Genomic DNA, 24,112 nt, shown 5'->3' with positions numbered 1-24,112 from the left:
GCGCCTGCGGTCCGGGCCGCCCGGACGGCACACTCGGCGGGGTACGCCGTGCGGACGCGAAGAAGCCGCCCGGCAGGGCGGTCGAGGAGTGCGCGAAGGTGATCCACGAGGTGGACGAGGTCCTCAAGGGCCTCCTCGGCGGGGGCGCGCTGACGGATTCCGGCATCGACGTCTCCTTCGAGGCACCGACCCGCGACTGGGCGGCCCGCCGCAACGCCCCCACGATCAACGCCTACTTGTACGACATCCGCGAGGACGTGTCCCGGCGGCAGCGCGGCCAGATCCCGGTCCGCGACGGACGGAACGTCGTCGTGCGGCGCCGCCAGCCCCCGCGCTGGTTCCGGCTGTCGTACCTCGTCACCGCGTGGACCCGGACCCCGCAGGACGAACACCGCCTGCTGTCCGCCGTGTTGGCGACCCTGCTGCCGCGTGAGCTGCTCCCCGCCGACGAACTCCCCGGCGCCCTGGGCTCCCTCGGCCTCGCCGTCCCGCTGACGGTCGCCGGACTGCACACCGAGTCGCGGTCCCTCGCGGAGATCTGGTCCGCGCTCGGCGGTGAACTCAAGCCGTCCCTCGACCTGGTGGTGACCGCTCCGTTCCCGGCGTTCCCCGAGTACGACGCCGGGCCGCCGGTCACCGAGGGCGCGGCCGTCCGCGTCCGCGGCCTGGACGGCGACCCGCCCGCCTCCGGCGAACGCGCCCACCGCCCGCACCAGGTGGCGGCCGCCCGAGAGGCCCGCAAGCCCCGATGACGGACACCCCCCTGCTCGCCCGCCTCGCCGGGCTGCGCGCGCGGGTCGCCGACCTGGTCGCCCACCGGTCCGCCGGCGACCCCACGGCCGACGACCCGCTGCGCGGCCTCTACCTCTCCGACGAGGCGGTACGGCACCTGCTCGCCGCGGAGCCGCCCGCCCCGCCGCCGGACACGGTCCCCCCGCCCGCCGACGGCGACCCGCTCGACCGGCTCGCCGGCCGGCTCGCCCTCACCCCGCTCGACACGGCGATCCTGCTCATCGCCCTCGCCCCCGACCTCGACCGGGACTTCGAGCCGCTCTACGGCTACCTCAACGACGACGTGAGCCGCCGGCGGGCCACCGTCGGACTGGCCCTGGAACTGTGCGGGACGCCCGCGCACCTCGCGGCGGCACGGGCCCGGTTCCACTCCGCCGCGCCCCTGCGCGCGCTCGGCCTGCTGGACGTCGAGGAACCCGAACGCCCTTTTCTGTCACGTTCGTTGCGCGTGCCCGACCGGCTCCTCGCCCACCTCCTCGGCGACGACACCCCGGACGCCGCCCTGCACGGCCACCTCCTGCCCGTGCCGGAGGTGCTGCCCACCGGGGACGCCGACCACGCCGGCTTCGTCGCCCGGCTCGCCGCCCGGCTGCGGCACGGCCCCCTCACCGTCCATCTGCGCGAGCACCGCGAGGGCGACGGCCTGGCCGGCATCGCCGCCGCCCTGGACGCGGCCGGCCTCGGCGCACTGCGCTACACCGGCCCCGAGGACCGCGTGCCCGAGCTGCTGCGCGAGGCCCGGCTCGGCGGCCGGGCCGTCGTGCTGTCCGCGCTGCCCGAACAACCGGCCCCGCTGGTCGCCGCGTTGACGGCGGCCACCGACGTGACCGTGCTGATGGCCGACCCCCGCCCCTACGACCCGCACTGGTGCGCCCACGACCCGCTGGTCCTGGACGCCCCGCGCCGGCAGGCGGGCTCCACGGCGGCCTGGGCGGCGGCGCTCGGCCCGCAGGCCGCCGCGTTCGACCTGGCGACCGCCGTGGCGCCGTACCGGCTGGGCGGGGAACGGGTGGCGCGGGCCGCCCACGGCGCCCTCGCCCTCGCCGCCTTCGACGGCGGCCCGCTCACCACCGCCCACGTCCGCCTGGCCGCCCGGCAGCAGTCGGCGTCCGGGCTGGAGCGGCACGCCCGCCGGATCCGGCCCGCGGTCGGCTGGGAGGACATCGTCCTGCCCGGCCGGCCCCTGACCCAGCTGCACGAACTCGCCCTGCGCGCCCGCCACCGCGACCGGGTCCTCGGCGACTGGCGGCTCAGCGCGGGCGGCGGCCGGGGCCGGGGCGTGCTCGGCCTGTTCGCGGGCGAGTCCGGCACCGGCAAGACCCTGGCCGCCGAGGTCGTCGCCGCCGAACTCGGCCTGGACCTCTACGTCGTCCAGCTCTCCTCCGTCGTCGACAAGTACGTCGGCGAGACCGAGAAGAACCTGGAGCGCATCTTCACCGAGGCCGACCGCACCGACGCCGTGCTGCTGTTCGACGAGGCCGACGCGGTCTTCGGCAAACGGTCGGAGGTGAAGGACTCGCACGACCGCTACGCCAACATGGAGAGCGCCTACCTGCTCCAGCGCCTGGAGTCCTTCGACGGCATCGCGCTGCTCACCACCAACCTGCGCGCCAACATCGACGAGGCGTTCACCCGCCGGCTCGACCTGGTCGTCGACTTCCCGTTCCCCGACGCCGGGCAGCGCGTGGCCCTGTGGCGGCACTGCCTCTCCCACGTGCCGTGCGCGCCCGGCATCGACCCGTCCCTGCCGGCGAAGGACTTCGAGCTGGCGGGCGGCTCGATCCGCAGCGCCGTCGTCACCGCCGCCTACCTGGCGGCCGGGCGGGGCGAGCCGGTCGGCGACGAGGACCTGATGGAGGGCGCCCGCCGCGAGTACCGCAAGGCGGGCCGCCTGGTGCCGGGCGGGGCGGGCTGGTAGGCGGGCGGCTTGCGGGCGGGGCCGGGACGGGACGGTGGGCGGCGGTCCGTCAGGGGCCGAGGGGGCCGGGCCGCCGCCCGGAGGGAACGGGGCGGGCTGCCCCGCCCCGTTCTCACCCCGTCCCCCCGGGGGCTTCGGACGGTCTCAGACCGTGAAGCGGACCGCCTCCAGGTTCTTGGCCTGCTCCATCGGGCTGCCGCCGTACATCCAGTCGCCCGGCTTCGTGCAGCCCAGGCCCATCCAGCCCTTGTCGGCGACGTGGGCGTTCTGGCAGACCGAGCCGTCGTTGACCTTGATGGTGTAACCCTGGAGCGGGGAGACCGCCTCCTTGGTGGACCCGATGTACATGTCGACGCCGTCGGCCGCCGACGACCACTTGCTGCCCGTCTTCCAGCCCTCGACCACATGGGCGCCGTTGCCCGATGTGCCCTTGACCCCCGACACGGCGATGTTGAGCGCCTTGATCGGCAGGCTCTTGCCGACCGTGCCCGCCTCCGCGCCGTCGCACACCGGGTCCTGCCAGCCGCGGTCGGCGACATAGGCGCGGTAGCAGATGTGCCGGCCCTCGCTGCGGGCCGCCAGCTCCTGCACCGCGGTGGCGGCGGTCCGCTCCTTCGGCTCGGGCTCCTCGGAGGCCCCGCCCCCGCCGCCGTCGCCGTCACCGCCGTCCCCGGCGGCCGGGGTGGGCGAGGGCTCCGGCTTCTCCTCCGGCTTCTCGGCGGGGGGCGGCGGCGGGCCGGCGTTCGCCTTGCTCGGGGCGCTCGGGCTCGGCGCGGGCAGGGCGGTGGCCCCGGCCTGCTCCAGCTTCTCCCCGGCCAGGCTGCGGACCTGGGGCTTGTAGGCCAGCCAGATCATCACGAACGCGATGGCCAGCGCGAGGCTCAGGCTCAGGGCGGTGGCCAGCCAGCGCGGCAGGAACCCGCGCTGCACGAACGTGCCGTCCACCTCCAGGGGCTGGGCCCCCGACCGCCGTACGGCCAGGCTGTACGGCTGCTCCTCCTTCGAGCCGAACCAGATGATCTGGCGCGGCCGCAGCGTCGCGTCGACGAACGCCGCGCGCCCCGGCTCGATCTGCACGTTGCCCGGCTGGAGGTCGTAGGCCAGGCGGTCGCCGGTGTCGGTGCCGCTGAGGGAGGCGGTGACGCGGGTGTTGCCGAGGTTGTCGATCGCGAGGCGGGGACGGCCCCGGAACCGTCCCTTCACGGTCGGCGGCACCAGCTCGGCGCGGACCTCGGTGAACGGGGTGACCGTCAGGTTCCCCTCCGGGACGGTCACCGCGTCCGGATGCTCGGTCGGCGTGATGCGCACGGCGTACGGGTTCGGGCCGGCCGTGGCATCCGGGGTGCGCGGCGGCGAGAACGTCAGCTCCACCGTGCCCGTCGTCCCCGGGTAGAGCCGCAGCGTCGGCGGCTCCACCGTCGTCCAGGGGGCCACGCTCCCCACTGGCTCGAAGCGGTACTCGTCGACGACGTCACCGGTGTTGCGCACCCGCAGCCGCACACGGGTACTGGCGCCGGGATCGACGGTCGCGGAGGCGGGTTCAAGAGAGGTCCACAGGCTCACCAGCCCACGCTAGAGGGTTCGTCCGGAGGCGGTCAGAGCCTCCGGGGCACGATCGCTGCCCCGGACGCCCCTCCCGCTGCCCCCGCCGGCCTCCGCACCGCCCCGCCCGGCTGCCTGCCGCCCGGCTACCGGTCGGCGGCCGGGGCCGGCGGGTAGGGGTCGGCGGTGATCTTCCCCGGGCTGTTCTGCGACCTGACCTTCCCGCCGTGCAGCAGCGCGAACGTCGCCCCGTCGATGGTGCCGGTCGCGGGCAGCCCCATCGCCTGCTGGTAGAGGAGCACCCGGGTGCGCAGGGAGTCGTCCGCGAGGGCGTGGGCACGGTTCTTGAGGTTCTGCAGGTACTGCATGTTCGCCCGCAGGTGCTGGATCTGCGCCGCGACGACGTTGTCGCTGTAGGTGTCGTAACCGGCCCACAGCAGCGCGCTGTTGACCCACACGATCTCCGGGCTGTCGTCGCCGGGCTGGACGCCGGAGACGTCCGTGGTGAAGTGGGCCATCACCAGGGCCGTCATGGTGGACCGGCCCAGGTTGCCGAGGCCGTCCGTCTTCACGGTGACGCCGTCGTAGACGTCGTCGAGCTTCTTCTGGGAGCACTTCAGCGCCGCGACCGTCGCCGCGTCCATGACGCCCTTGGTGTACGGCGCGGCGAGCCGGCAGGGGTCCTCCGACCGGAACTTCTCCATCCTGACCTGCGCGAACTGCACGAAGAGGTTGGGGCCGTCACCCGGCCTGAACGGCAGCGGGCCGCTCGGCTGCTCGGCCTCCTCCTTCGGCTTGTCCTCGGCGGCCGCACCGCCGCCCGCCGACGAGCCGCCGCCGTCCTCCCCGCCCCCGGCCGCGAGGTCGGGCGGGGCCGCCTCCGAGGCCTTCGGCGAGGGCGCCGACGCCTGCGGGCTGGGCGGCACGGGCAGTTCGACGGCGGCGACCTCCTCCGTCCGCTCCACCGCCCCGGTGATCACACGGGGCTTGTGGCCGATCCACAGGAAGAGGAACGTCAGGGCCAGCGCCAGCGAGATGCTGAGCACGGTGGCCAGCCAGCGCGGCAGGAACCCGCGCTGCACGAACGTGCCGTCGACGGCCACCGGGGTCGTCCCGGACCGGTGCACGGCCAGCGCGTACGGCCGCTGCTCCTTCGAGCCGAACCAGATGATCTGGCGCGGCCGCAGCGTCGCGTCGACGAACACCGCGCGCCCCGGATCGATCTGCACGCTGCCCGGCCGGATGTCGTACGACAGGTGGTCGCCCGTGTCGCTGCCGCTCACCGACGCCGTCAGCGGGGTGTTGCCGAGGTTGTCGACGGCGAGCCGGGGACGGCCCCGGAACCGGCCCTTCACGGTCGGCGGCACGAGTTCGGCCCGCAGTTCGCTGAAGGGCGTCACGGTGAGGTTGCCCTCGGGCACGGTGACCGCGTCCGGATGCTCGGTCGGCGTGATGCGCACGGCGTACGGGTTCGGGCCGGCCGTGGCGTCCGGGGTGCGCGGCGGCGAGAACGTCAGCTCCACCGTGCCCGTCGTCCCCGGGTAGAGCCGCAGCGTCGGCGGCTCCACCGTCGTCCAGGGGGCCGTCGGGCCCACCGGCTCGAAGCGGTACTCGTCGACGACGTCACCGGTGTTGCGCACCCGCAGCCGCACGGTCGCGCTGGCACCGGGATCGACGGTGGCGGAGGGGGGCTCCAGGGATGTCCAAAGGCTCACACCCAGACGCTACGAGATGCCCGGTGCGCGGCCAGGGGACGAAGGGGCACGATCGATTGCACGAAAGGCCATCGTCCCCTTGACCCTCGCGACGCGGTCGCGGCGGTCACAGGGGCGCGGTGGCGCCGGTCGCGGTCAGCACCAGCTGGGCGTAGGAGTCGGCGTTCATCAGCGAACGCCGTCCCATGGCGTACCAGTTCTGCTGCTTCACCGGGTAGGACCTCTCGTCCTGACCGGTGTAGGTGTCGGACGGCCGGGCGGCACGGCGACCGGTCAACTCGGCCATCTTCGCGCTCTGTTCGGCCGGTGTCCGGATCGCCGCCATGCTGGTCTCCGCGGCGTCCTCACTGATCTCGAAGTCGTACGGGCTGTACTGGTAGTCGAGGCTGCCGGCGAAGCGGTGGGTGGCCTCGTGGATGACGAACCAGGCGTTGTCGCCACGGGGGTTGAGGTTGATGGGGCCGCCGCGCTGCGCATCCATGGACGGCAGCGGGTGCTCGGGCGCGAGCCGGTTCGTGGCGGCGTTGCTGAGCCGCTCGCCCAGGCTCGGTTCCACCCAGCCGACCGCTCCGGCACTGGCGGCGCCCTGGGCGTTGATGTCGAGGAGGGACGGGGTGCCCACGACGGCGATCTCCGCGCCCTGCGCGTTCAGGCCGGCCTGGACGCGTCCGATCGCGCGGATGATGTGCGCCAGCACCGGGGCCAGCTGGGCGGCCGTGAGGGTCTGGGTGAAGGGGAAGCTCCGGTGCAGGGCGTGCAGCAGCGTCGGGTTCGGCGCGCCCTGCGCCGCCGCCTGCAGCATCCCCATCGCGGTGGCCATCCGCTGCTTGGCCTCCACCACGGCCTGGCGGATCCGCCTCTCCCGCTGCACGTAGGAGGTCTGCTGCTCGTGGGCCTGCCGGTCGTCGGAGAAGGTGCCGCGCTTGGAGAAGGCGATGTTGCCGCTGCCGTGCAGCTGGCGGGTGGTGTCGTCGTACTTGTCGCCGTGGTGGACGTGGGCCGGGTCGAGGCCGAGGGCGGTGGTGGTGCGGGTCCGCCGCTCGTCGGTCTCGTCGTGCCAGACGCCCGAGTTCCGGCCGCCCACGTAGTGGGTGCGGGTGCTGCCGTTGAACTTCCACACCGTGCGCTGGACGGCGGCCGCCGCGTCCGCGGGCGCCCGCGTCGCCCCGGCCGCGGTCCCGCCGGGGCCGGGGGCGTGCGAGCCGTGGGCGTGCGGGCCGTGCGCGTGCGAGCCGTGCGCGTGCGGGCCCGATTCGCCGTCCGTGGTGGTCCGTTGCACCGGGGCCGGCCCGCTCATCACCTCGCGCGCCTTCTCCACCGCCCGGCGCTCCCCAAAGTCGCCGGGGTCCGAGACGCTCAGGCCCGAGCCGTTGTCCTTGCCGGGGACGGGACCGGCCTGCTGGTCCAGGTAGTGGGTCAGCTCGTGCGCCCAGTCCTCCTTGGACATGCCGCCGCCGTCGACGATGTGGGGCCCTGAGGTGTACGCCTTGGCGTTGATCTCCAGCGCCGACCGCTGGGCGACCGTGTCGGAGTGGACGCGCACCCCGCTGAAGTCGGCGCCCTCGAAACGGGCCTCCATCTCGGTGCGCAGCGGGGTGTCCAAAGGGCTGCCCGGCCTGCGCAGCACCTCGTGCACCAGGGACCGGCGCTGGACCGCCGGGGCGTGAGCGCAGTGCGCGTCGTGCTGGTGGCGTTCCTGCTCCACGGCCTGCGCCACGGCCGCGTTGCCCGCCGCCCGCTGGAGGGCGATCAGTCCGGCCGCGGGACCCGTGACGGCGCTCCGCCCGACCGGGCGGCCCGTGGTGGAACGGTTGCCGGCACGGCCGCTGTCCCTGTCCTGCGCGCGCACGGGCGCTCCCCTCGACTGCTGGTACACGTCGATCCCCAGCATTGCGGGCAGCTCGGGGGCGGAGGAAGGAACTCCGGGGCAGTCTCGAAGGCACCGTGCGGAGTTTGCCCTTCCGGACCACGGGAGTGCCCTCGCTTCGGCACCGGAGGACGTTTCGACGGGCGCGCCTCGCGCGTGAGGGTGGGAACCGACCTGACTCGTACCCCGAGGAGAGCAGAGCATGCCGTCCTACCTGTCGCCCGGCGTTTACGTCGAGGAGGTGGCCAGCGGCTCACGCCCGATCGAGGGGGTGGGTACCTCGGTGGCGGCCTTCGTCGGGCTCGCTCCGACCGGTCCGCTGAACGAGCCGACGCTGGTCACCAACTGGACGCAGTACGTGGCGGCGTTCGGTGACTTCACCGACGGGTACTACCTCGCGCACTCCGTCTACGGCTTCTTCAACAACGGCGGCAGCGCCGCGTACGTCGTCCGTGTGGGCGGCGCCCCCGGCGGCGCCGCCGGCGAGGCGTCCGCCGCCCCCGCCGCGGTGACCGGCGGCGACGAGCGCGCCGCGCTGCCCCAGGGCGAGCCCAGGCAGCTCGGGACGTTCACCGTGACCGCCGTGGCCGGCGGCTCCGGTCCGCTCAGCGTCGAGGTCGCCGACCCCGAGGGCGAGGGGCCCGCCGAGCGGTTCAAGCTGATCGTCAAGGACGGCGACAAGCCGGTCGAGACCTTCGACGTGACCGCCAAGAAGGGCGGCCGCAACTACGTCGTCACGCAGGTGAAGGAGCGCTCCAAGCTCATCACCGTGCAGGAGGCGGCGCCCGCCGCCCAGCTGGCGCGCCCGGACAACCAGACCGTGGCGCTCGCCGCCCCGCCCGCCGCCGCGACCCCGGCCGCCCCGGCCACCGGCGACCGGCAGCAGGCCGGCCCCGCCCAGTACCTCGGCGACAGCGCCGACCGCACCGGCTTCGGCGGCCTGGAGGCCGTCGACGAGATCTCCATGGTCGCGGTGCCCGACCTGATGGCCGCCTACCAGCGGGGCGCGATCGACCTGGAGCAGGTCAAGGCCGTACAGCTGGGCCTGATCGCGCACTGCGAGCTGATGGGCGACCGCGTCGCGATCATCGACCCGCCGCCGGGCCTCAACGCCCGCCAGATCCGCGTCTGGCGCCAGGAGACGGCCGGCTACGACTCCAAGTACGCCGCCCTGTACTACCCGTGGATCAAGTCCTTCGACCCGGCGACCGGCCAGTCCCGCCTGGTCCCGCCGAGCGGCCACGTCGCCGGCGTCTGGGCCCGCAACGACTCCGAGCGCGGCGTCCACAAGGCCCCGGCCAACGAGGTCGTGCGCGGCGCGGTGGACCTGGAGATCCAGATCACCCGCGGCGAGCAGGACCTGCTCAACCCCATCGGCGTGAACTGCATCCGCGCCTTCCCGGGCCGTGGCATCCGCGTCTGGGGAGCCCGCACCCTCTCCTCCGACCCGGCCTGGCGCTACCTGAACGTCCGCCGGTACTTCAACTACCTGGAGGAGTCGATCCTGATCGGCACCCAGTGGGTGGTGTTCGAGCCGAACGACCACGCCCTGTGGGCGCGGATCCGGCGCAACGTCTCGGCGTTCCTGGTCAACGAGTGGCGCAGCGGCGCCCTGTTCGGCGCGAAGCCCGAGGACGCGTACTACGTCAAGTGCGACGAGGAGACCAACCCGCCGGAGTCGGTCGACGTCGGCCGCGTCGTGTGCGAGATCGGCATCGCGCCGGTCAAGCCGGCCGAGTTCGTCATCTTCCGGCTGGCCCAGTTCTCCAGCGGCAGCGGGGAGCTGGAGGAGTAACCGCTCCTGCCGCCACCCCCGACCGCAGTCAACTCCCCTAGAAGGAAAGCCAGATGAGTCTCCAGCCGGGTGATGCTCTCACTTCGCACAATTTCGGCCTCCAGATCGACGGCGTGATGGTCGAGTACCTCGCCGAGGTCAGCGGCCTCAGCCTGGAACAGGACGTCATCGAGTACCAGCAGGTCTCCGCGCAGGGCAAGCCGATCACCAAGAAGCTGCCGGGCGTGAAGAAGGCCGGGACCTGCACGGTCGTACGCGGTATGACGCAGTCCGTGGCGTTCAACACGTGGATCAGCGAGTCGATCAACGGCGTGATGGGCTCCGCCCGCAAGAACGCCACGATCATGGTGATGGACTACCAGAACAACCCGGTCAAGCGGTACAACATGCGCAACGCCTGGTGCAGCAAGATCGACACCAGCACGGTGAAGGCCGGCGAGGCGTCCGCGCTGACCGAGACGGTGACCATCACGTTCGAAGAACTGGTCATCGAGTAATGCGACGTTCCGCTGTGCGGGCGGCGGCGCCCGCGGGCGGGGAGCAGGAGAACACTCCGCTCCCGCCCGCGGCGCCGGCGCCCGCGCCCGTCGCGCAGCGCCTGCGCACGGAGTTCCCCTTCGAACTGCCGCGGGGCTACGTCGACGAGGCGGGCACCGTCCACCGCGACGGCGTGATGCGGCTGGCGACGGCACGGGACGAACTCGTCCCGCTGCGCGACATCCGCGTCCAGGAGAACCCGGCGTACCTGTCGGTGGTCCTGCTGGGCCGGGTCATCACCCGCCTCGGCACGCTCCCGCTCGTCCACGACGGGATCGTCGAGAACATGTTCGCCTCCGACCTGGCGTTCCTCCAGGACTTCTACCGCCAGGTGAACGCGGAGGGCCACACCCGCGCGACCGTCGAGTGCCCGCACTGCGCGGAGCCCTTCGAGGTCGAACTCGGCGGGAGCCGCCTGGGGGAATCGTGACGTACGCGACCGACCGGCTGCACGAGGAGATCGCGTACGTCGCCTTCCACTTCCACTGGAGCCACGACGAGATCCTGGACCTGGAACACCACGACCGCCGCCGCTACACGGACAGCATCGCGTCCCTCGTGACGCGCGCGGAGGGCTGAGCGATGGGCTTCCTGGACCGCTTCCGCCGCCCTGCGTCCGGTGGCGAACCGGTGCCGGTACCGGCACCGGCACCGGACGTATCGGGCACCGGTACGTCGCCGGCGGCCGGCGCGGGCTCCGCGCCGGTACGTCCGCGCACGGCCGCCTGGTCCTCCTTGCCGCCCGTGCAGCGGACGGTGGGGGGCAGGGACGCGGCCGGCGTCGCCGACACGGGCTTCGGCGGCCGCCTGGCCACCTGGCAGAACCCCTCCTTCACCGGTGCGCCCTCACCGGCGGTCCTGGACGGCCGGTCGGGCGGCCTGCTGGACCACCTGACGTCGGTTCCGCCCCGGCAGCCGGCGGCACCGGCGCCGGCCGAACGCCCCGCGCCGGTGGTGCCGGTGGCGGGACCTGCCACGGGGCCCGTCACGGGACCCGCGGGGGGCGGGGCGCAGGTGCCAACCCAGGTGCCCGCCCAGGTGCCGGCGCCGGTGGTGGCGTCGGCGCAGCCCGCCGCCGTCCTGCCGGTGCCGTCCGCTCCTGTCGCGCCCGCCGCGCCCGCCGCCCCGGCGCGGGGCATCCGGGTGCAGCCGGCCCCCGCCCGCCCCGCCGCGGCGCAGGCACCCCTGACGAGGTCGGCCGCCGCTCCGGTCCAGCGACGCACGCTGCCCGCACGGGTCACGTCGGCCCCGAGGCCGACCGCCGCCGGTAGCGGTAGCGGCGAGGACACGGGGACCGGGGGCGCACCCGCGGCGCCGGGCAAGGAGCCCGTCCCACCGGGTGCGGTGACCCCCCTGCCAGGCCCGGTCCCGTCGTCGACTCCGGCGGGGGCACCGGCCGGTGCGCCGGCGACGCCGTTCGTGCAGCGGGCGGGAGGCGGGCAGGCGCGGGGCCAAAGTGGTTCGGGGCCGGCGACTTCGGGAGGCCGGGCGGTCGGCCCGGGGCCCGCCGTGGGCCCGGGGCCGGTCGGCGGCCCGAGGCCGGCGGTCGGTGCCGGACACGCGGTGGACGGGGGGCCTGCGGCCGGCGCGGGTCCGGCCGTGAGCCCGCGGTCCGACGCCGCGTCCGCGCCGGTCACCCGGCAGAGCCCCGCGCCCGGCTCGGCTGCCGTGCCGCCTCCCGGCCCGCCTGGCGGTCCGGGCCCCTCGGCACGCCCCGACGCGGGTCCGGCTCCGACCGGTGCCGGTACGTCGGGCAACGCACCGAGCCCCGTCGTCGCCCGACGCACCACCGGCCGGCCCACCCCGTCCACCGGCCGGACCGCGCCCGCCGCCGGCCCGACCTCCGCCGCCGAACCGACCTCCGGCACCGGGCCCGCGTCCGGCACCGGGCCGACGTCGAGTACCGGGACCCCGAGCAGCGCACCGAGCCCCGTCGTCGCCCGACGGGCGACAGACCGACCCGGCCCGTCCGGCAGCCGACCCACACCCGCCGCCGGGCCGGCCTCCGGCACCGGGCCCGCGTCGAGTGGCACGCCCTCACCCGGTACCGGGCCGACGTCGAGTACGCGGACCCCGAACGGCACGCCGGGCCCCGTCGTAGTCCAACGCACCACCGGCCGGTCCGCCCCGTCCACCGGCCGGCCCACGCCCGCCGCCGGGCCGACGTCGAGTACCGGGACCCCGAACGGCACGCCGGGCCCCGTCGTCGCCCGACGCACCACCGGCCGGCCCACCCCGTCCGACGGCCGGACCGCGCCCGGCAGCGGACCGGCATCCGGCAGCGGGCCCACGCCGAGTGCCACGCCCGCACCGGCACCCGCACCCGGCACGGGGCCGACCTCCGACACCGGGCCGACGTCGAGTACGCGGACCCCGAGCAGCACGCCGAACCCCGTCGTCGCCCGACGCACCACCGGCCGGCCCACCCCGTCCGACGGCCGGACCGCGCCCGGCGACGCCGCACGGGCCGCCGCGCCCCCACCCTCCTCTCCGACCCGAACCGATGCGACCCGCGGCCGGCCCACGCCCGCCGCCGGGCAGGCCTCCGGTGCCGGTCCCGCGCCCGCGTCCGGCACCGGACCCACGTCGGATGCCGGAACCCCGAGCAGCACGCCGGGCCCCGTCGTCGCCCGACGCACCACCGGCCGGCCCGTCGCGACACCGCCCCGACCCGCCCCCGGTGAAGCAACGAAGGCGGCCGCACCCTCATCCTCCTCACCGGGCCCGACCGGCACGCCCGGCGGCCGGACCACGCCCGCCGCCGAACCGGCCCCCGACACCGGCCGCGCTGCCGCCCCCACCCCCGCCGTCAGCCCCGCCTCCGCCGCCGCGCCCGCCCCCGTCGCCAGGCCCGTGTCAGGTGCCCGCGCCGCGGGCGGCAGGGCGAGCAGCGGAACGGCCGTGCAGCGCTCGGCCCTCGGCGCCCCGGTGCCGTCCGCCCCGCCCGTCCCGGCGGTCAGCCCCTCCGGCACGCAGGCCGCCGCCCGGACGTCGACCGGCGTGCCGGTCGGGGTGCCGCCGGCCCCGGCCGACGTACCGGCGTCGGCGGGCAGCCCGGCACCGCCCGCCGCAGCGGGCCCCTCCCCCGTGCAGCGCTCGGCCGTGCCCGGCGGTGGCGCACCAGCACCCGGCCGCACTCCTGCCGTCCCCGGTGTCCCGTCTCCCGTGCCCCACGAGGCGGTTGCGGCCGGGCAGCCGACCGGGCCGACCGGTACCCGGCGGGCGGGCACGGACAGCCGCACCGTACCGGCGGCCTCCTCGTCGCCCACCCCGAGCGGGCCCCTCGACGCCACCCCGGACGTCCGGCGGTCGGCCGCGTCCGGCCGGCCGACGCCGCCTCCGGTGACGCCCTCCGCCGCCCGGCCGCCGGTCACCCCCGCGCCCCGCACCGGAGCGACCGGTCCGGCGGCACCCCCTGTCCAGCGGAGCACTCGCCGTGTCGGCCTGGGTGCCCCCGCGCGGGGGAACTCGGGTGGCGCCGAGCCGGCCCCGACCCCCGTGCCACCGCCGGTGCCGACCCCCGTGCGACCGCCGGCGCCGCCCGCCGTCACCGCGTTCGCACCGCCCGCCGGATCCGCCGTACCGGCGGCGGCTTCCCGCCCGGAACCCCCGCGGCCCTCCGTGCAGCGCGCTCCGCGGGCGGCCGCTCCCGCCCCCGTCGGCCGCCCGCGTCCCGCCCTCGGCGCCCCGCTCGCCGGCCGGCCCTCGGACGCGGTCCCCCTCGACGCGCCCGGAACCCCGCCCGTCGTGCAGCGCGCCACCGCGTCACGCGGCTCCGCCGGCCGTCCGGCGACGCCGCCCACCCCGCTCCCCGGCATGTCCCTGCCCGGCGCCGCCACCGCACGCCCCGCATCCCCCGAATCCCCAGGGCCCGCCCCGGCACCGGTCCCGCCCGCCCCGGCACCGGTCCCACCGGCCCCGCCTGCAACCGGTGCGGCCGCCACGGCCCGCCCCGCACCCACCCCGGCACCCGCCCGACCCGCCGTCCCGCTCGTCCGGCCCGCCGTGCAGCGCACGACACCACACGCGAGCGGATCCACGACCGTCCCCGCCCGGACAAGGCCCATGAAGACCACACCCCCCGCCGGCCCGCACGCCTTCGGCCCGGCTCCCGTCGCCGTGCCGCTGCGCCGTACCGCGCCCGGTGCCGGCCCCCGTCCCGTCGTCCAGCCCCGCCGGACGGCGTCCCCGGCGGAGCGCCCCGCGGCGGCCGTCCCGCCCGCCACCCAGGCCCCGCCGCCCCACCTCCCGCCCGCCCCGGTGGCCCGCGCGACGCCGCCCGCCCCGGTGATCCAGCGCACCCCGACCGCCCACGCGCCGCTCCCCACCACGCACTCCGACGGTCCGCCCCCGTACTCCGACGGTCCGCCGCCGTACTCGGACGGTCCGTCCCCGCACGACCAGGGCTCCCCGCCGCCCGCCTACTCGGAGGTTCCCCGGGGCGGTTTCGACCCCCGCGCGCTCACCGACTTCCAGCTGGACGAACTCACCCACCGCCTGACGGGCCGCATCACCCGCCTCCTGCGCACCGAACTCCGCATGGACCGCGAACGCGTCGGCCGCCTCCGCGACCCCCGCCACTGACCGCCCCCGCGCCCCGCCCGTCCCGCTCCCCTTTGTTTCTCTTTCCTGCTGAACCAGAAAGGCCCCTCGATGTCCCGCGATCTCGACCCGGGCTCCACCATCTTCTTCACCCTGACCATCGACGGGGAGAGCCTCGGTTACTTCAACGGATGCGAGGGCCTGTCCTCCAAGGTGGAGATCGAGCACCGGCAGGAGGGCGGCAACAACGGGTTCGTCTGGCAGCTCCCGTCCCGCGTCACCTTCTCCACGATCCGGCTGACCCGGCCCCTCACCCCGGACACCACCAAGGTCGCCAAGTGGATCTCGTCGGTCACCACCGGCGTGACCCGGCCGACGGCCCAGATCGCGGCGCTGCGCGCGGACGGTTCCGAGGTCGCCCGGTGGGGCCTGATCGACGTACTGCCGGTCAGCTGGCAGGGCCCGTCGCTGGACCCGGCGAACCCGGGCGTCGCGACGGAGGTCCTGGAGATCACCCACCACGGCTTCACCGACTGAGCCGGCAGAGACGACAGCGACGACAGCGACGACAGCGACGACAGAGCCGAACGAGGCGACAGAGGGGACAGAGGGGAGCAACATCATGGCCAAGGGAAGCAAGGGCGGCGCGGGCAAGAGCCTCGTGCGGGCCACGCTCGCCATCCACGAGCCGCCCGTCGGCTCGAGCACCACACCGGGCGGGCTCATCAGGTCGTTCGGGTTCGACTTCAACCCGTCGCAGCTCCAGCTGGGCCGCCGCGCCCAGTGGAAGGTGACGCCGACGGCGGCCGTCCGCGACGGCTCCGTACCGGAGTTCATGGGTCCGGAACCGCGCGAGATGACGGTCGAGATCTTCCTGGACTCGTCCGACAGGCCGGGCAGCAACACGGTCCTGAAGAAGGTCGAGTCGCTCCTGGAGTGCTGCGAGGTGACCACCAAGAGCATCGCCGCCAAGCAGCCGTCGCCGCCGTGGGTGGTGTTCCAGTGGGGTTCGTTCTCGACGGCCCGCTTCACGGCGTACGTCAGCAGCGTCGAGGTGAGCTACTCGCTGTTCGGGACGACGGGCGTGCCCATCCGGGCCACCTGCCAGGTGCGGCTGCACGAGATCCCCAGCAAGACGAAGGGCCAGAACCCGACCTCGGGCGCCCTGACCGCGCAGCGCGTGCACCGGGTCGTCGCGGGGGACTCCCTCCAGTCGCTGGCCTGGCGGGAGTACGGCGACACGGCGGCCTGGCGGGCCATCGCCGAGGCGAACGGCATCGACGACCCGAACCGTCTCGCCACCGGCACCCAACTGGTGCTGCCCGCCGCCGAGGAGGTGCGTTCCTGATGGTGCAGTCGGCGTACTCGAGCGTCATCCAGGTCACCCTCGGCGGCCGTCCGCTGCCCTCGGACTTCGCGCCGCTCCTCGTCGAGGGCTGGGTGGACCAGGGCCTCGGCGTGCCGGCGGCGTTCCGGCTCACCTTCCGCGACCCGTACCACCAGGTGCTGGGCAAACTGGGCGTGAAGTTCGGCACGCCGGTCGTCCTGGCGCCCGTCGCCGACGGCCAGGGCGCCGCGAACCCGCTGTTCACGGGGGAGGTGTGCGGGCTGGAGGCCGACTACGACGGCACCGGCTCCTTCACCGTCGTGCGCGGCTACGACCACGGTCACCGGCTGATGCGGCAGCGCCGCATCGCCGCCTACCGCAACCAGAGCGCCTCGGACATCGCCCGCAAGCTGGCCGCGCAGGACGGCGTGCCGGTCGGGCGCATCGAGTCCACCAAGACGGTCTACGAGTTCATCAGCCAGGCCAACACCACCGACTGGGACTTCCTCGCCCGGCTCGCCGACGAGAACGAGATGGTCATGTCGGTCGACGCGAAGGGGAAGTTCCAGTTCGTGCGCCCGGACCCCGCCTCCGGGGCGCCGCCGACCTCCACCCCCGGCGAGAAGAGCCCGTTCGTCCTGGAGGCCGGCACGGACATCCTGCGGCTGCGGGCCGCGGTGACCTCCGCCGAGCAGGTCGCCACGGTCGAGGCGCGCGGCTGGGACGTCACGACGAAGAAGAAGCTCACCGCGACCGCACCGGCCACCGGCAACCCGGGCATCAGCATCGGTACGACCCCCGGCGAGGCGGCCGCCAGGTTCAAGCCGGCGAAACTGGTCGACGCGCAGGCGCCGTACGACCGGCAGTCCGAGGTGAAGTTCGCCGCGGAGGCCCTCGCCGACGAGGTGACCGGTTCGTTCGCCGAACTCGAGGTCGTCGCGCGCGGCACGCCGAAGCTGCGCCCCGGCCTGCCCGTCACCCTCGCCGACGTCGGTGCCCCCTTCGAGGGCAAGTACACGGCCACGTCCGTACGGCACGTCTTCGGCGACGGCCGGCACTACGAGGCGTGGGTCACCGTCAGCGGCCGGCAGTGGCGGTCCCTGTACGGGCTCGCGTCCGGCGGCGGTGCCCCGCAGGGCAACGGCCTGCGCCTGCCCGGCACCGCGAACGCCCTCGTCACGGACGTCCGGGACCCGCTCCTCCAGGGGCGCGTGAAGCTCCAGTTCCCCTGGCTCGACGACGCCTACGTCAGCGACTGGACGCGCGTGGTGCAGTGGGGCGGCAAGCGCGGCGGCTCGATCTTCCCCCTCGACGTCGGCGACGAGGTGCTGGTCGCCTTCGACCGGGGCGCCCTCGACCACCCGTACGTCATCGGCGGCCTCTACAACGGCAAGGACAAGCCGACGCCCGTCAAGGACGTCCCCCTGCACGACGGCGCCCGCCAGCGCGCCTCCCGGCACACCCTGTCCGACCGCGAGGGCAACCGCGTGGACCTGCTCAGCCAGCGGGTCGGCGGCAAGCAGGGCGTGCGGGTGGCCAGCGGCGACGACAGACTCGTCATCAACCTGGACCGGGCACGGACCGAGATCACCGTGGACAGCAAGGGCACCGTCAGCATCCAGGGCAGCCGCTCGGTGTCCGTCGAGGCGGGCACCGACCTCACCCTCACCGCGGGCCGCAACATCGCCATCAGGAGCGGCGGCTCCCTCACCCTCCGGGGCAGCCTGGTCAACATCAGGTCCATGACGGGCATGGTGTCGGTGGACGCGGCGGGCCTGCTGAACCTCAAGGCGGGCGGCGCCGCCACCTTGAGCGCGGGCGCAGCCGTCCAGGTCAACTCCACCGCCAACGTCGGCATCCGCGCCGCCACCCTCATGCTCCAGGGCGTCGTCATGGTCAACAGCAAGCCGTACCCGCTGCCGTGACGGCCGGGAGAAGGAGAAGGCAGGTGGCCCTCTGATGGCCGAACAATTCGTCGGGTCCGGCTGGGCTTTCCCGCTGCGCATCGGGCCCACCGGCGGCATCGCCCTGGTCAGCGGCGAGCGCGAGATCGAGGAGGCGATCCGGCTGGTCCTGGCGACCGCGCCGGGCGAGCGCCCGATGCGGCCGGAGTTCGGCTGCGCCATCCACGACCTCGTGTTCGCCCCGGTCAACGAGGCGACCGCGGGCCGCATCCAGCACGAGGTGTACGCCAGCCTCGACCGCTGGGAGCCGCGCATCGAGGTCACCGACGTCGAGGTCACCGCGGGCGCCGAGCAGGGCGTGCTGTTCATCGACGTCCGCTACGCGATCCGCGGCACCAACAACCCGCGCAGCCTCGTCTTCCCCTTCTACGTCATTCCGTCCCACGACGAGCCGGACGCCCCGGCCTCCTCGGGTACGGCTCCCGAAAGCGACCGCTGATGGCCCTGCCCTCCCCCAACCTGGACGACCGCCGCTTCCAGCAGTTCGTCGACGACGCCAAGCGCTACATCCAGCAGCGCGCCCCGGAGTGGACCGACCACAACGTCTCCGACCCCGGCGTCACCCTCGTCGAGACGGTCGCGCACATGGCCGACCAGATCGTCTACCGCCTCAACCGGGTCCCGGAGAAGAACCACCTCGCCTTCCTGGACCTGGTCGGCATCCACCTGTTCCCGCCGTCCGCGGCCCGCGCCGACGTCACCTTCTGGCTGTCGGCGCCGCAGGAGGAGACCGTGCTGCTGCCGGTGGGCACCGAGGTGGCGACCGTGCGCACGGAGAGCGAGGAGGCGGTGGTCTTCGCGACCGAACGCGAACTGTCCGTCATCCCCTGCGAGTTGCGGCACCTCGTGGTCCAGCACCAGGGTGCGCCGGTCGCCGACCGGACCACCGACCTCGTCGAGGGCAAGGACCTGCTGTGCTTCTCGGAGGCCCCGCAGCCTGGCGACTGCATGCTGCTCGGCCTCAGCGCGGCCGTCCCGCACTGCGCGGTCGCCCTCGAACTCGACAGCCGCGTGGACGGCGTCGGCGTCGACCCGCGCCAGCCCCCGCTGGTGTGGGAGGCGTGGACGGAGGACGGCTGGCAGCCCTGCGAGGTCGACCGCGACGGCACCGGCGGCCTCAACCGGCCCGGCGAGGTCGTCCTGCACGTCCCCGCCGGCCACGTCCTGTCCCGCTCGGGCGGCCAGGAGGCCGGCTGGCTGCGCTGCCGCGTCACCGAGCCGCTGCCCGGCCAGCCCTTCTACACCACCTCGCCCACCGTGCGCTCCGCCGAGGCCTTCACGGTCGGCGGCACCGCCCCCATGGTCCACGCCGAGACGGTGTACGACGAGGCGCTCGGCGAGTCGGCCGGCCTGCCCGGCCAGCGGCTGCGCCTGGCCCACGCGCCGGTCGTCGGCGACGACCCGCCGCTGCTGCTCCAGACCGCCGAGCACGAGGGCTGGACCGACTGGCAGGTCGTCCCGCACTTCGCCGCGTCCGGCCCCGACGACCGCCACGTCACCCTCGACGCGGCGACCGGTGAGATCGCCTTCGGCCCGTCCGTGCGCGAACCCGACGGCACGCTCCGCCAGTACGGGGCCGTCGCCCCCAAGGGCTCGGTCGTCCGCGCCCGCCGCTACCGCACCGGCGGCGGCCGGGCGGGCAACGTGGCCCGCGGCGCCGTACGGGTGCTGCGCACCTCCGTGCCGTACGTCTCCGAGGTCGTCAACCGGGAGGCAGCGCGCGGTGGTGTCGACGGCGAGACGGTCGACGAGGCGAAGGTGCGCGCCCCCATCACGCTGCGCGCCCAGGAGCGTGCCGTGACCCTGCGCGACTACGAGGAACTCGCCCGCCGCGCCGCCCCCGAGACCGCCCGCATCACCTGCCTCGAGGGCGAACCCGACGAGCACGGCGCCTACGCCGTGCGGGTGCTGGTCGTCCCGCAGGCCGTGCCCGACCCGGGCGGACGGCTCCGTTTCGAGCAGCTCGTCCCCGGCGACGCCCTGCTGGACCGCATCACCCGGCACCTCGACGAACGGCGCCTGATCGGCACCCGGCTGGCCGTCGGGCCGCCGTACTACCAGGGCGTCACCGTCGTCGCCACGGTGCACGCCTTCCGCGGCGTCGACACCGACCGGGTGCGCCGCCGGGCCCACGACGCCCTCTACCGGCACCTCGACCCGCTGACCGGCGGCGCCGACGGCCGCGGCTGGCCCTTCGGGCGGCCCGTCCAGTCCGGTGAGGTCTTCGCCGTCCTGCAACGCGTCCCCGGCGTCGAACTCGTCGACCAGGTCACCCTGCACCCCGCCGACCCGCTCACCGGCAAACGCGGCGAGGCCACCGACCGCATCGACCTGTCCGCGCCCGCCCTGGTCTTCTCCTACGACCACCGCGTCCGGGTGATCGGGGACGGCTCATGAGCCCGGCCGCCGCACGTCCGGCCATCGCACGCCCGGCCATCGCACGCCCGGCCGCCGCACGCCCGGAAGGGGTGTCCGGATGAGGGGTTCGGTCGACGGGCTCGGCTCGTCCGCGCCGATCGGCGTCATGCTGCCCGCCGTGTTCGCCGACGACGACCTCGCCCAGCGGTTCGTCGCCGGACTCGACGAGGTGATCGCCCCGATCCTCAACGTCCTCGACTGCCTGCCCGCCTACTTCGACCCGGCCCTCGCCCCCGTCGACTTCACCCGCTGGCTGGCCGGCTGGGTCGGCGCCGAGACCGACGGCACGGAACCCGAGGACCGTCTCCGCGCGGCGGTCGCGGCGGCCGCCTACCTGCACCGGGTGCGCGGCACCCGGCGCGGCCTCGCGGAGACGGTCCGGCTGGTCTTCGGCGTGGAGCCGGAGATCTCCGAGAGCGGCGGCGCCGCCTGGAGCGCCCGCCCGCTCGGCCCGGTCCCCGGCGAACCCCGCCCCCACCTGCACGTCACGCTCCGCCTGCCCGACCCGGGCCCGGCGGACGAACACCGCCTCGACGCCCTCGTGGCGGCCGCCCGCCCCGCCCACATGCCGTACACGGTCAAGGTGACCGTCGCCGAAAGGACCCCGGAGAGATGACCACCCTGAACTGCGCCGAATGCGGCACCCGGGCGGAGCCGGGCCAGTCCTTCTGCGACGCCTGCGGTGCCGTCCTGAGCTGGACGGACCGCACCCCCGCCCGCGCGGCGGCACCCGCGGGCACGGCGCGGAGCGGGCCGCGGGCCACCGGCTCCACCGCCACGGCCGGCTCCACCGCCACGACCGGCGCTGCGGCTTCGGAGGCGGCCGGTGCCGGTGCGGCAGCGGCGACTGCCGCACCGGCTCCCGGCTCCGCGGCCCCGGCCTCCTCCTCCCCGGCGGCCGGTTCCGACAGCGAGGACACGGCGGAGAACGCCCTCCCGCCTGCGCCTGCGCCTGCGCCTGCGTCCGCGTCTGCGTCTGCGTCTGCGTCTGCGCCCGACGACACGGCGGCCACCGAGCCCGTGCCGACCGCCACCGCCGCCACGGTGCCGACCCCCGCGGCCACCGCCCCCGGCGCCACCGCCACCGCCACCGCCACCGCCCGCACCGACGCCGACGCCGACGCGATGAACGCCCGAGCCCGTTCCCTCCTGGTCCCCGTCGCCGACCCGGAGGCCCGTCCCACGCCGCCCCCGTCGGTCGTGCCGGTGCTGCCGGGACTGCCGGTGGCGGACCGGCCCCAGGTACGGGCGCCGGGTCCGCAGCAGGGGGACGAGAACGGGGTGCCCTGCCCCTGGTGCTCGACCCCCAACCGTCCCGACCGGCACTACTGCACGCGCTGCGCGATGCCGATGACCAGGGAGGACCGTACGGTCCGGCACCGCCCGTGGTGGCGCCGGGTGCTGGACTTCCGCAACCGCGAGACCCCGTGGGCGGGCGACCGGCCCCGGCTGCGGCGCACCTTCGACCGCGTCCTGACCTGGGTGGTGGCCGCCGCCGTCCTCAGCCTGCTGATCTGGGTCGGGGTGAGCACGCCCGGCTGGATCCAGGCCACCCGCGACCACTTCGCCAAACGGGCACCGGTCGCCCCGGACCAGATCCTGGCGTCCCGCTCCTACCCGGGGCACAAGCCCGACCTGCTCTTCGACAAGGTGAACAACACCTGGTGGGGGCCGGGGGTCTCGCAGTCGGGCGAGGGCGAGTGGATCGAGGCCCGGTTCGCCGAGCCGACCCGGCTGCTGGACCTGATCATCACGCCGGGCACCTCGGCCCGCGCCGACCAGCTGTCCCAGTCGGCCCTGCCGCACCGGATCAAGGCGACGATCACGACGAAGGACGGGAAGACGACGACCCGGGACCTCGTCCTCGACCAGAGCGCGGGCGGCCAGCGGCGGTCGTTCCGCGTCGGTGAGGTGACGAAGGTCCGCTTCACCCTCGAGTCGGCTTACGGCGCCTCGGCCGCCAAGCAGGTGGCCATCGCGGAGATCGAGTTCTTCGGCCGGTCCAGCGCGAACACGTCCTGACGGCGACGGGGGCGGCCACCAGACGGGCGGCCGCCCCCGAACCCACCGCACAACACAGAAAAGTCGGCGGAAAAGAAAGAGTCCCACCCCGTTCGACACGGGGTGGGACTCTTTCACTGGAGCGCCGGGCAGGCCTTGCACCTGCATCTCCCCACAGGAAGTGGGGCGTCTTTCCTTGGACCACCAACGCAGAACCGGTTCACCGCTGTTGTGGCGACCCGCTCAAGATCAATGTTACACGGTTCCCCGCGCCTCGCCAACTCGGACCGCGGGAGGCTCCGTCAGCCCATCTCGTCGACGTCCAGGTCCGGTCCGACGACCAGCGTGACGACTCCCGCCTGCGCGTCCGCCGCGGCGGCCGACCGCGCCTTCGGCAGCCGTGAGGAGAGCACCGCGGCCTGCTTCTCCAGCCCGGCCGGGAAGCTGACGGACGTACGCGTCACCGTCTCGGGGGCGTTGCCCGTGCCGTTCACGGTGAAGCCCATCGTGCGGAGCTTCTCGGCGACGGCCGCGGCGCGCCCGGACCGCCCGGTGCCGTTGAGGACCCGGACACTGACCTGGGAGGCGTACACGAGGTCCTTCGCCGCGGCCTGCAACCGGGCCTTGGTCATCTCCTTGTCCCTGGCCAGGGAGGTGAACAGGTCGGCCGCCTGCGGGTACTGCCAGACGACGTTGGCCTTGTCCGTCGGGACGTCCGCCTCACGGGGGTAGTTGGGCACGGTGAGGAAGGCGAGCCGGTCGCTGGGGATGCCCTTGAGTTCGTCGGCCAGCCCGTAGATCTGCTTGATGCCGGCCAGGTCCGGGTCCGTGGTCAGCGACTTGGTCGCGGACTGGAGGAAGCCGTACAGGGCGTCGGGGCTGGTCAGCTTCGACTGGGCCTTCTCCGCGAGGGCGTTCATGAACTCCTGCTGGCGGCCGATGCGGCCGATGTCGGAGCCGTCGCCGACGCCGTAGCGGACCCGGACGTAGCCGAGGGCCTTCTCGCCGTCGACCGTCTGGCAGCCGGCGTCCATCTCCAGCTTGGCCTTGTCGGACTTGATGGGCTCCTTCGGGCAGACCTCGATGCCGTCGAGCGCGTCGACCATGCCCTTGAAGCCGGAGAAGTCGACCGACATGAAGTGGTCGATGCGCAGGCCGGTGTGGGCCTCGACGGTCTTGATGCTGCACGCGGCGGCCTCGGCGACCTCGCCGCTGGTGCCGCCGATCGCGAACGCCTCGTTGATCTTCGCCTTGTGCGGGGTGGAGGTCTTGCCGTTCCCCATCTCGCAGGAGGGTATGTCCACCCAGGAGTCGCGCGGGAAGGACACCACCGCGGCCCATTCCCGGTTCGCCGGGATGTGCAGCACCATGAGCGTGTCCGACTGCATGGTGGTCAGGTCCTTGCCGTACTTCGCGTTCGCGCCGTCCCGGCTGTCGGAGCCGACGACCATGATGTTCTTCGAGCCCGGACTGAGGTTCTCGGGACGGTCGCCGCCCAGTTTGTCGTCCACGGCGGCGGAGTCGATGTTGTTGTTGAGGTCGTTGTAGACCCACGCGCCGACGCCGCCGACACCGAGGACGACCACGGCGGTCACTCCTGCGCCCCAGGCCACGAACCGTCCGCGCCGGGTCAGCCGCGTCCTGCCGGGTCCGCCCCGGTCGCCGCCCCGCCCCGTCCTGCCGCCGCGGCCGGT

At 74.7% G+C, this 24,112-nt stretch carries 18 protein-coding genes; 14 read left to right on the top strand and 4 right to left on the bottom strand.

The genetic code is table 11. From position 1 onward, the window contains the following. Nucleotides 1–98 precede the first annotated feature (98 nt). Both ACIP5W_RS07040 and ACIP5W_RS07035 read left to right on the top strand, forming a co-directional pair. A complete protein-coding gene (locus tag ACIP5W_RS07040; protein WP_401467838.1) occupies nt 99–752 on the top strand; it encodes a DUF4255 domain-containing protein in 654 nt (217 codons plus the stop codon). After that, complete coding sequence (locus ACIP5W_RS07035; protein WP_401467835.1) at nt 749–2,710, top strand: ATP-binding protein; 1,962 nt, start codon at nt 749–751, stop codon at nt 2,708–2,710. Before ACIP5W_RS07040 ends, ACIP5W_RS07035 begins: the two co-directional genes overlap by 4 nt. 144 nt (nt 2,711–2,854) lie before the next feature. Here ACIP5W_RS07035 and ACIP5W_RS07030 read toward each other — a convergent pair whose 3' ends face one another. From ACIP5W_RS07030 to ACIP5W_RS07020, 3 genes are all read right to left on the bottom strand, one after another. Then, a complete protein-coding gene (locus ACIP5W_RS07030) occupies nt 2,855–4,273 on the bottom strand; it encodes a hydrolase (RefSeq protein WP_401467832.1) in 1,419 nt (472 codons plus the stop codon). A 125-nt stretch (nt 4,274–4,398) separates the two neighbouring features. Beyond that, nucleotides 4,399–5,967, bottom strand: a complete 1,569-nt coding sequence (locus ACIP5W_RS07025) for a peptidoglycan-binding protein (protein WP_401467829.1) — start codon at nt 5,965–5,967, stop codon at nt 4,399–4,401. 106 nt (nt 5,968–6,073) lie between these two features. After that, on the bottom strand, nt 6,074–7,858 hold the full coding sequence (locus ACIP5W_RS07020; RefSeq protein ID WP_401467826.1) for a DUF4157 domain-containing protein: 1,785 nt from the start codon (nt 7,856–7,858) through the stop codon (nt 6,074–6,076). 178 nt (nt 7,859–8,036) lie between these two features. Here ACIP5W_RS07020 and ACIP5W_RS07015 point away from each other — a divergent pair, with 178 nt between their 5' ends. The 12 genes from ACIP5W_RS07015 to ACIP5W_RS06960 all read left to right on the top strand — a co-directional run bounded on the left by ACIP5W_RS07015 (nt 8,037) and on the right by ACIP5W_RS06960 (nt 22,439). After that, entirely contained in the window at nt 8,037–9,629 is a 1,593-nt protein-coding gene (locus ACIP5W_RS07015; RefSeq protein WP_401467823.1) for a phage tail sheath subtilisin-like domain-containing protein, read from the top strand. 53 nt (nt 9,630–9,682) lie between these two features. After that, on the top strand, nt 9,683–10,126 hold the full coding sequence (locus ACIP5W_RS07010) for a phage tail protein (protein ID WP_401467820.1): 444 nt from the start codon (nt 9,683–9,685) through the stop codon (nt 10,124–10,126). Continuing rightward, a complete protein-coding gene (locus ACIP5W_RS07005; RefSeq protein ID WP_363087578.1) occupies nt 10,126–10,596 on the top strand; it encodes a hypothetical protein in 471 nt (156 codons plus the stop codon). Before ACIP5W_RS07010 ends, ACIP5W_RS07005 begins: the two co-directional genes overlap by 1 nt. After that, the gene (locus ACIP5W_RS07000; protein ID WP_401467816.1) at nt 10,593–10,745 is read left to right on the top strand and encodes a DUF6760 family protein; all 153 of its coding nucleotides are present in this window, start codon (nt 10,593–10,595) and stop codon (nt 10,743–10,745) included. The genes ACIP5W_RS07005 and ACIP5W_RS07000 overlap by 4 nt, the downstream gene beginning before the upstream one ends. 3,486 nt (nt 10,746–14,231) lie before the next feature. Continuing rightward, on the top strand, nt 14,232–14,750 hold the full coding sequence (locus ACIP5W_RS06995; protein ID WP_401467813.1) for an extensin: 519 nt from the start codon (nt 14,232–14,234) through the stop codon (nt 14,748–14,750). Between the two features lie 69 nt (nt 14,751–14,819). Next, nucleotides 14,820–15,245, top strand: a complete 426-nt coding sequence (locus ACIP5W_RS06990) for a phage tail protein (RefSeq protein ID WP_363087581.1) — start codon at nt 14,820–14,822, stop codon at nt 15,243–15,245. Nucleotides 15,246–15,330: 85 nt separating this feature from the next. Then, the gene (locus tag ACIP5W_RS06985; protein WP_401467810.1) at nt 15,331–16,056 is read left to right on the top strand and encodes a LysM peptidoglycan-binding domain-containing protein; all 726 of its coding nucleotides are present in this window, start codon (nt 15,331–15,333) and stop codon (nt 16,054–16,056) included. Continuing rightward, entirely contained in the window at nt 16,056–17,960 is a 1,905-nt protein-coding gene (locus ACIP5W_RS06980; RefSeq protein ID WP_401467807.1) for a VgrG-related protein, read from the top strand. Before ACIP5W_RS06985 ends, ACIP5W_RS06980 begins: the two co-directional genes overlap by 1 nt. Nucleotides 17,961–17,994: 34 nt before the next feature. Next, nucleotides 17,995–18,438, top strand: coding sequence for a GPW/gp25 family protein (locus tag ACIP5W_RS06975; protein WP_363087584.1), 444 nt, complete (start codon nt 17,995–17,997; stop codon nt 18,436–18,438). Next, nucleotides 18,438–20,396, top strand: coding sequence for a putative baseplate assembly protein (locus tag ACIP5W_RS06970; RefSeq protein WP_401467803.1), 1,959 nt, complete (start codon nt 18,438–18,440; stop codon nt 20,394–20,396). Before ACIP5W_RS06975 ends, ACIP5W_RS06970 begins: the two co-directional genes overlap by 1 nt. 79 nt (nt 20,397–20,475) lie before the next feature. Next, a complete protein-coding gene (locus tag ACIP5W_RS06965; RefSeq protein ID WP_401467800.1) occupies nt 20,476–21,033 on the top strand; it encodes a phage tail protein in 558 nt (185 codons plus the stop codon). Further along, nucleotides 21,030–22,439: an NADase-type glycan-binding domain-containing protein gene (locus tag ACIP5W_RS06960; RefSeq protein WP_401467797.1), complete on the top strand. Its 1,410-nt coding sequence runs from the start codon at nt 21,030–21,032 to the stop codon at nt 22,437–22,439. Before ACIP5W_RS06965 ends, ACIP5W_RS06960 begins: the two co-directional genes overlap by 4 nt. A 281-nt stretch (nt 22,440–22,720) precedes the next feature. On the opposite strand, the gene ACIP5W_RS06955 is transcribed toward ACIP5W_RS06960, so the two are convergent. Continuing rightward, complete coding sequence (locus ACIP5W_RS06955; RefSeq protein WP_401468023.1) at nt 22,721–24,031, bottom strand: LCP family protein; 1,311 nt, start codon at nt 24,029–24,031, stop codon at nt 22,721–22,723. Between the last annotated feature and the right edge of the window lie 81 nt (nt 24,032–24,112).

The organism is Streptomyces sp. NPDC088766, assembly GCF_044750845.1.
Lineage (GTDB): Bacteria > Actinomycetota > Actinomycetes > Streptomycetales > Streptomycetaceae > Streptomyces.
The sequence above is the reverse complement of the archived record's forward strand: the minus strand, read 5'-3'. Positions and strand labels throughout refer to the sequence as shown.

Coding starts and splice junctions, on each gene's coding strand:
- ACIP5W_RS07035 (WP_401467835.1), top strand. CDS start 749: ATGACGGACACCCCCCTGCTCGCCCGCCTCGCCGGGCTGCGCGCGCGG.
- ACIP5W_RS07020 (WP_401467826.1), bottom strand. CDS start 7,858: ATGCTGGGGATCGACGTGTACCAGCAGTCGAGGGGAGCGCCCGTGCGC.
- ACIP5W_RS07015 (WP_401467823.1), top strand. CDS start 8,037: ATGCCGTCCTACCTGTCGCCCGGCGTTTACGTCGAGGAGGTGGCCAGC.
- ACIP5W_RS07010 (WP_401467820.1), top strand. CDS start 9,683: ATGAGTCTCCAGCCGGGTGATGCTCTCACTTCGCACAATTTCGGCCTC.
- ACIP5W_RS07005 (WP_363087578.1), top strand. CDS start 10,126: ATGCGACGTTCCGCTGTGCGGGCGGCGGCGCCCGCGGGCGGGGAGCAG.
- ACIP5W_RS06995 (WP_401467813.1), top strand. CDS start 14,232: ATGAAGACCACACCCCCCGCCGGCCCGCACGCCTTCGGCCCGGCTCCC.
- ACIP5W_RS06990 (WP_363087581.1), top strand. CDS start 14,820: ATGTCCCGCGATCTCGACCCGGGCTCCACCATCTTCTTCACCCTGACC.
- ACIP5W_RS06985 (WP_401467810.1), top strand. CDS start 15,331: ATGGCCAAGGGAAGCAAGGGCGGCGCGGGCAAGAGCCTCGTGCGGGCC.
- ACIP5W_RS06980 (WP_401467807.1), top strand. CDS start 16,056: ATGGTGCAGTCGGCGTACTCGAGCGTCATCCAGGTCACCCTCGGCGGC.
- ACIP5W_RS06975 (WP_363087584.1), top strand. CDS start 17,995: ATGGCCGAACAATTCGTCGGGTCCGGCTGGGCTTTCCCGCTGCGCATC.
- ACIP5W_RS06970 (WP_401467803.1), top strand. CDS start 18,438: ATGGCCCTGCCCTCCCCCAACCTGGACGACCGCCGCTTCCAGCAGTTC.
- ACIP5W_RS06965 (WP_401467800.1), top strand. CDS start 20,476: ATGAGGGGTTCGGTCGACGGGCTCGGCTCGTCCGCGCCGATCGGCGTC.
- ACIP5W_RS06960 (WP_401467797.1), top strand. CDS start 21,030: ATGACCACCCTGAACTGCGCCGAATGCGGCACCCGGGCGGAGCCGGGC.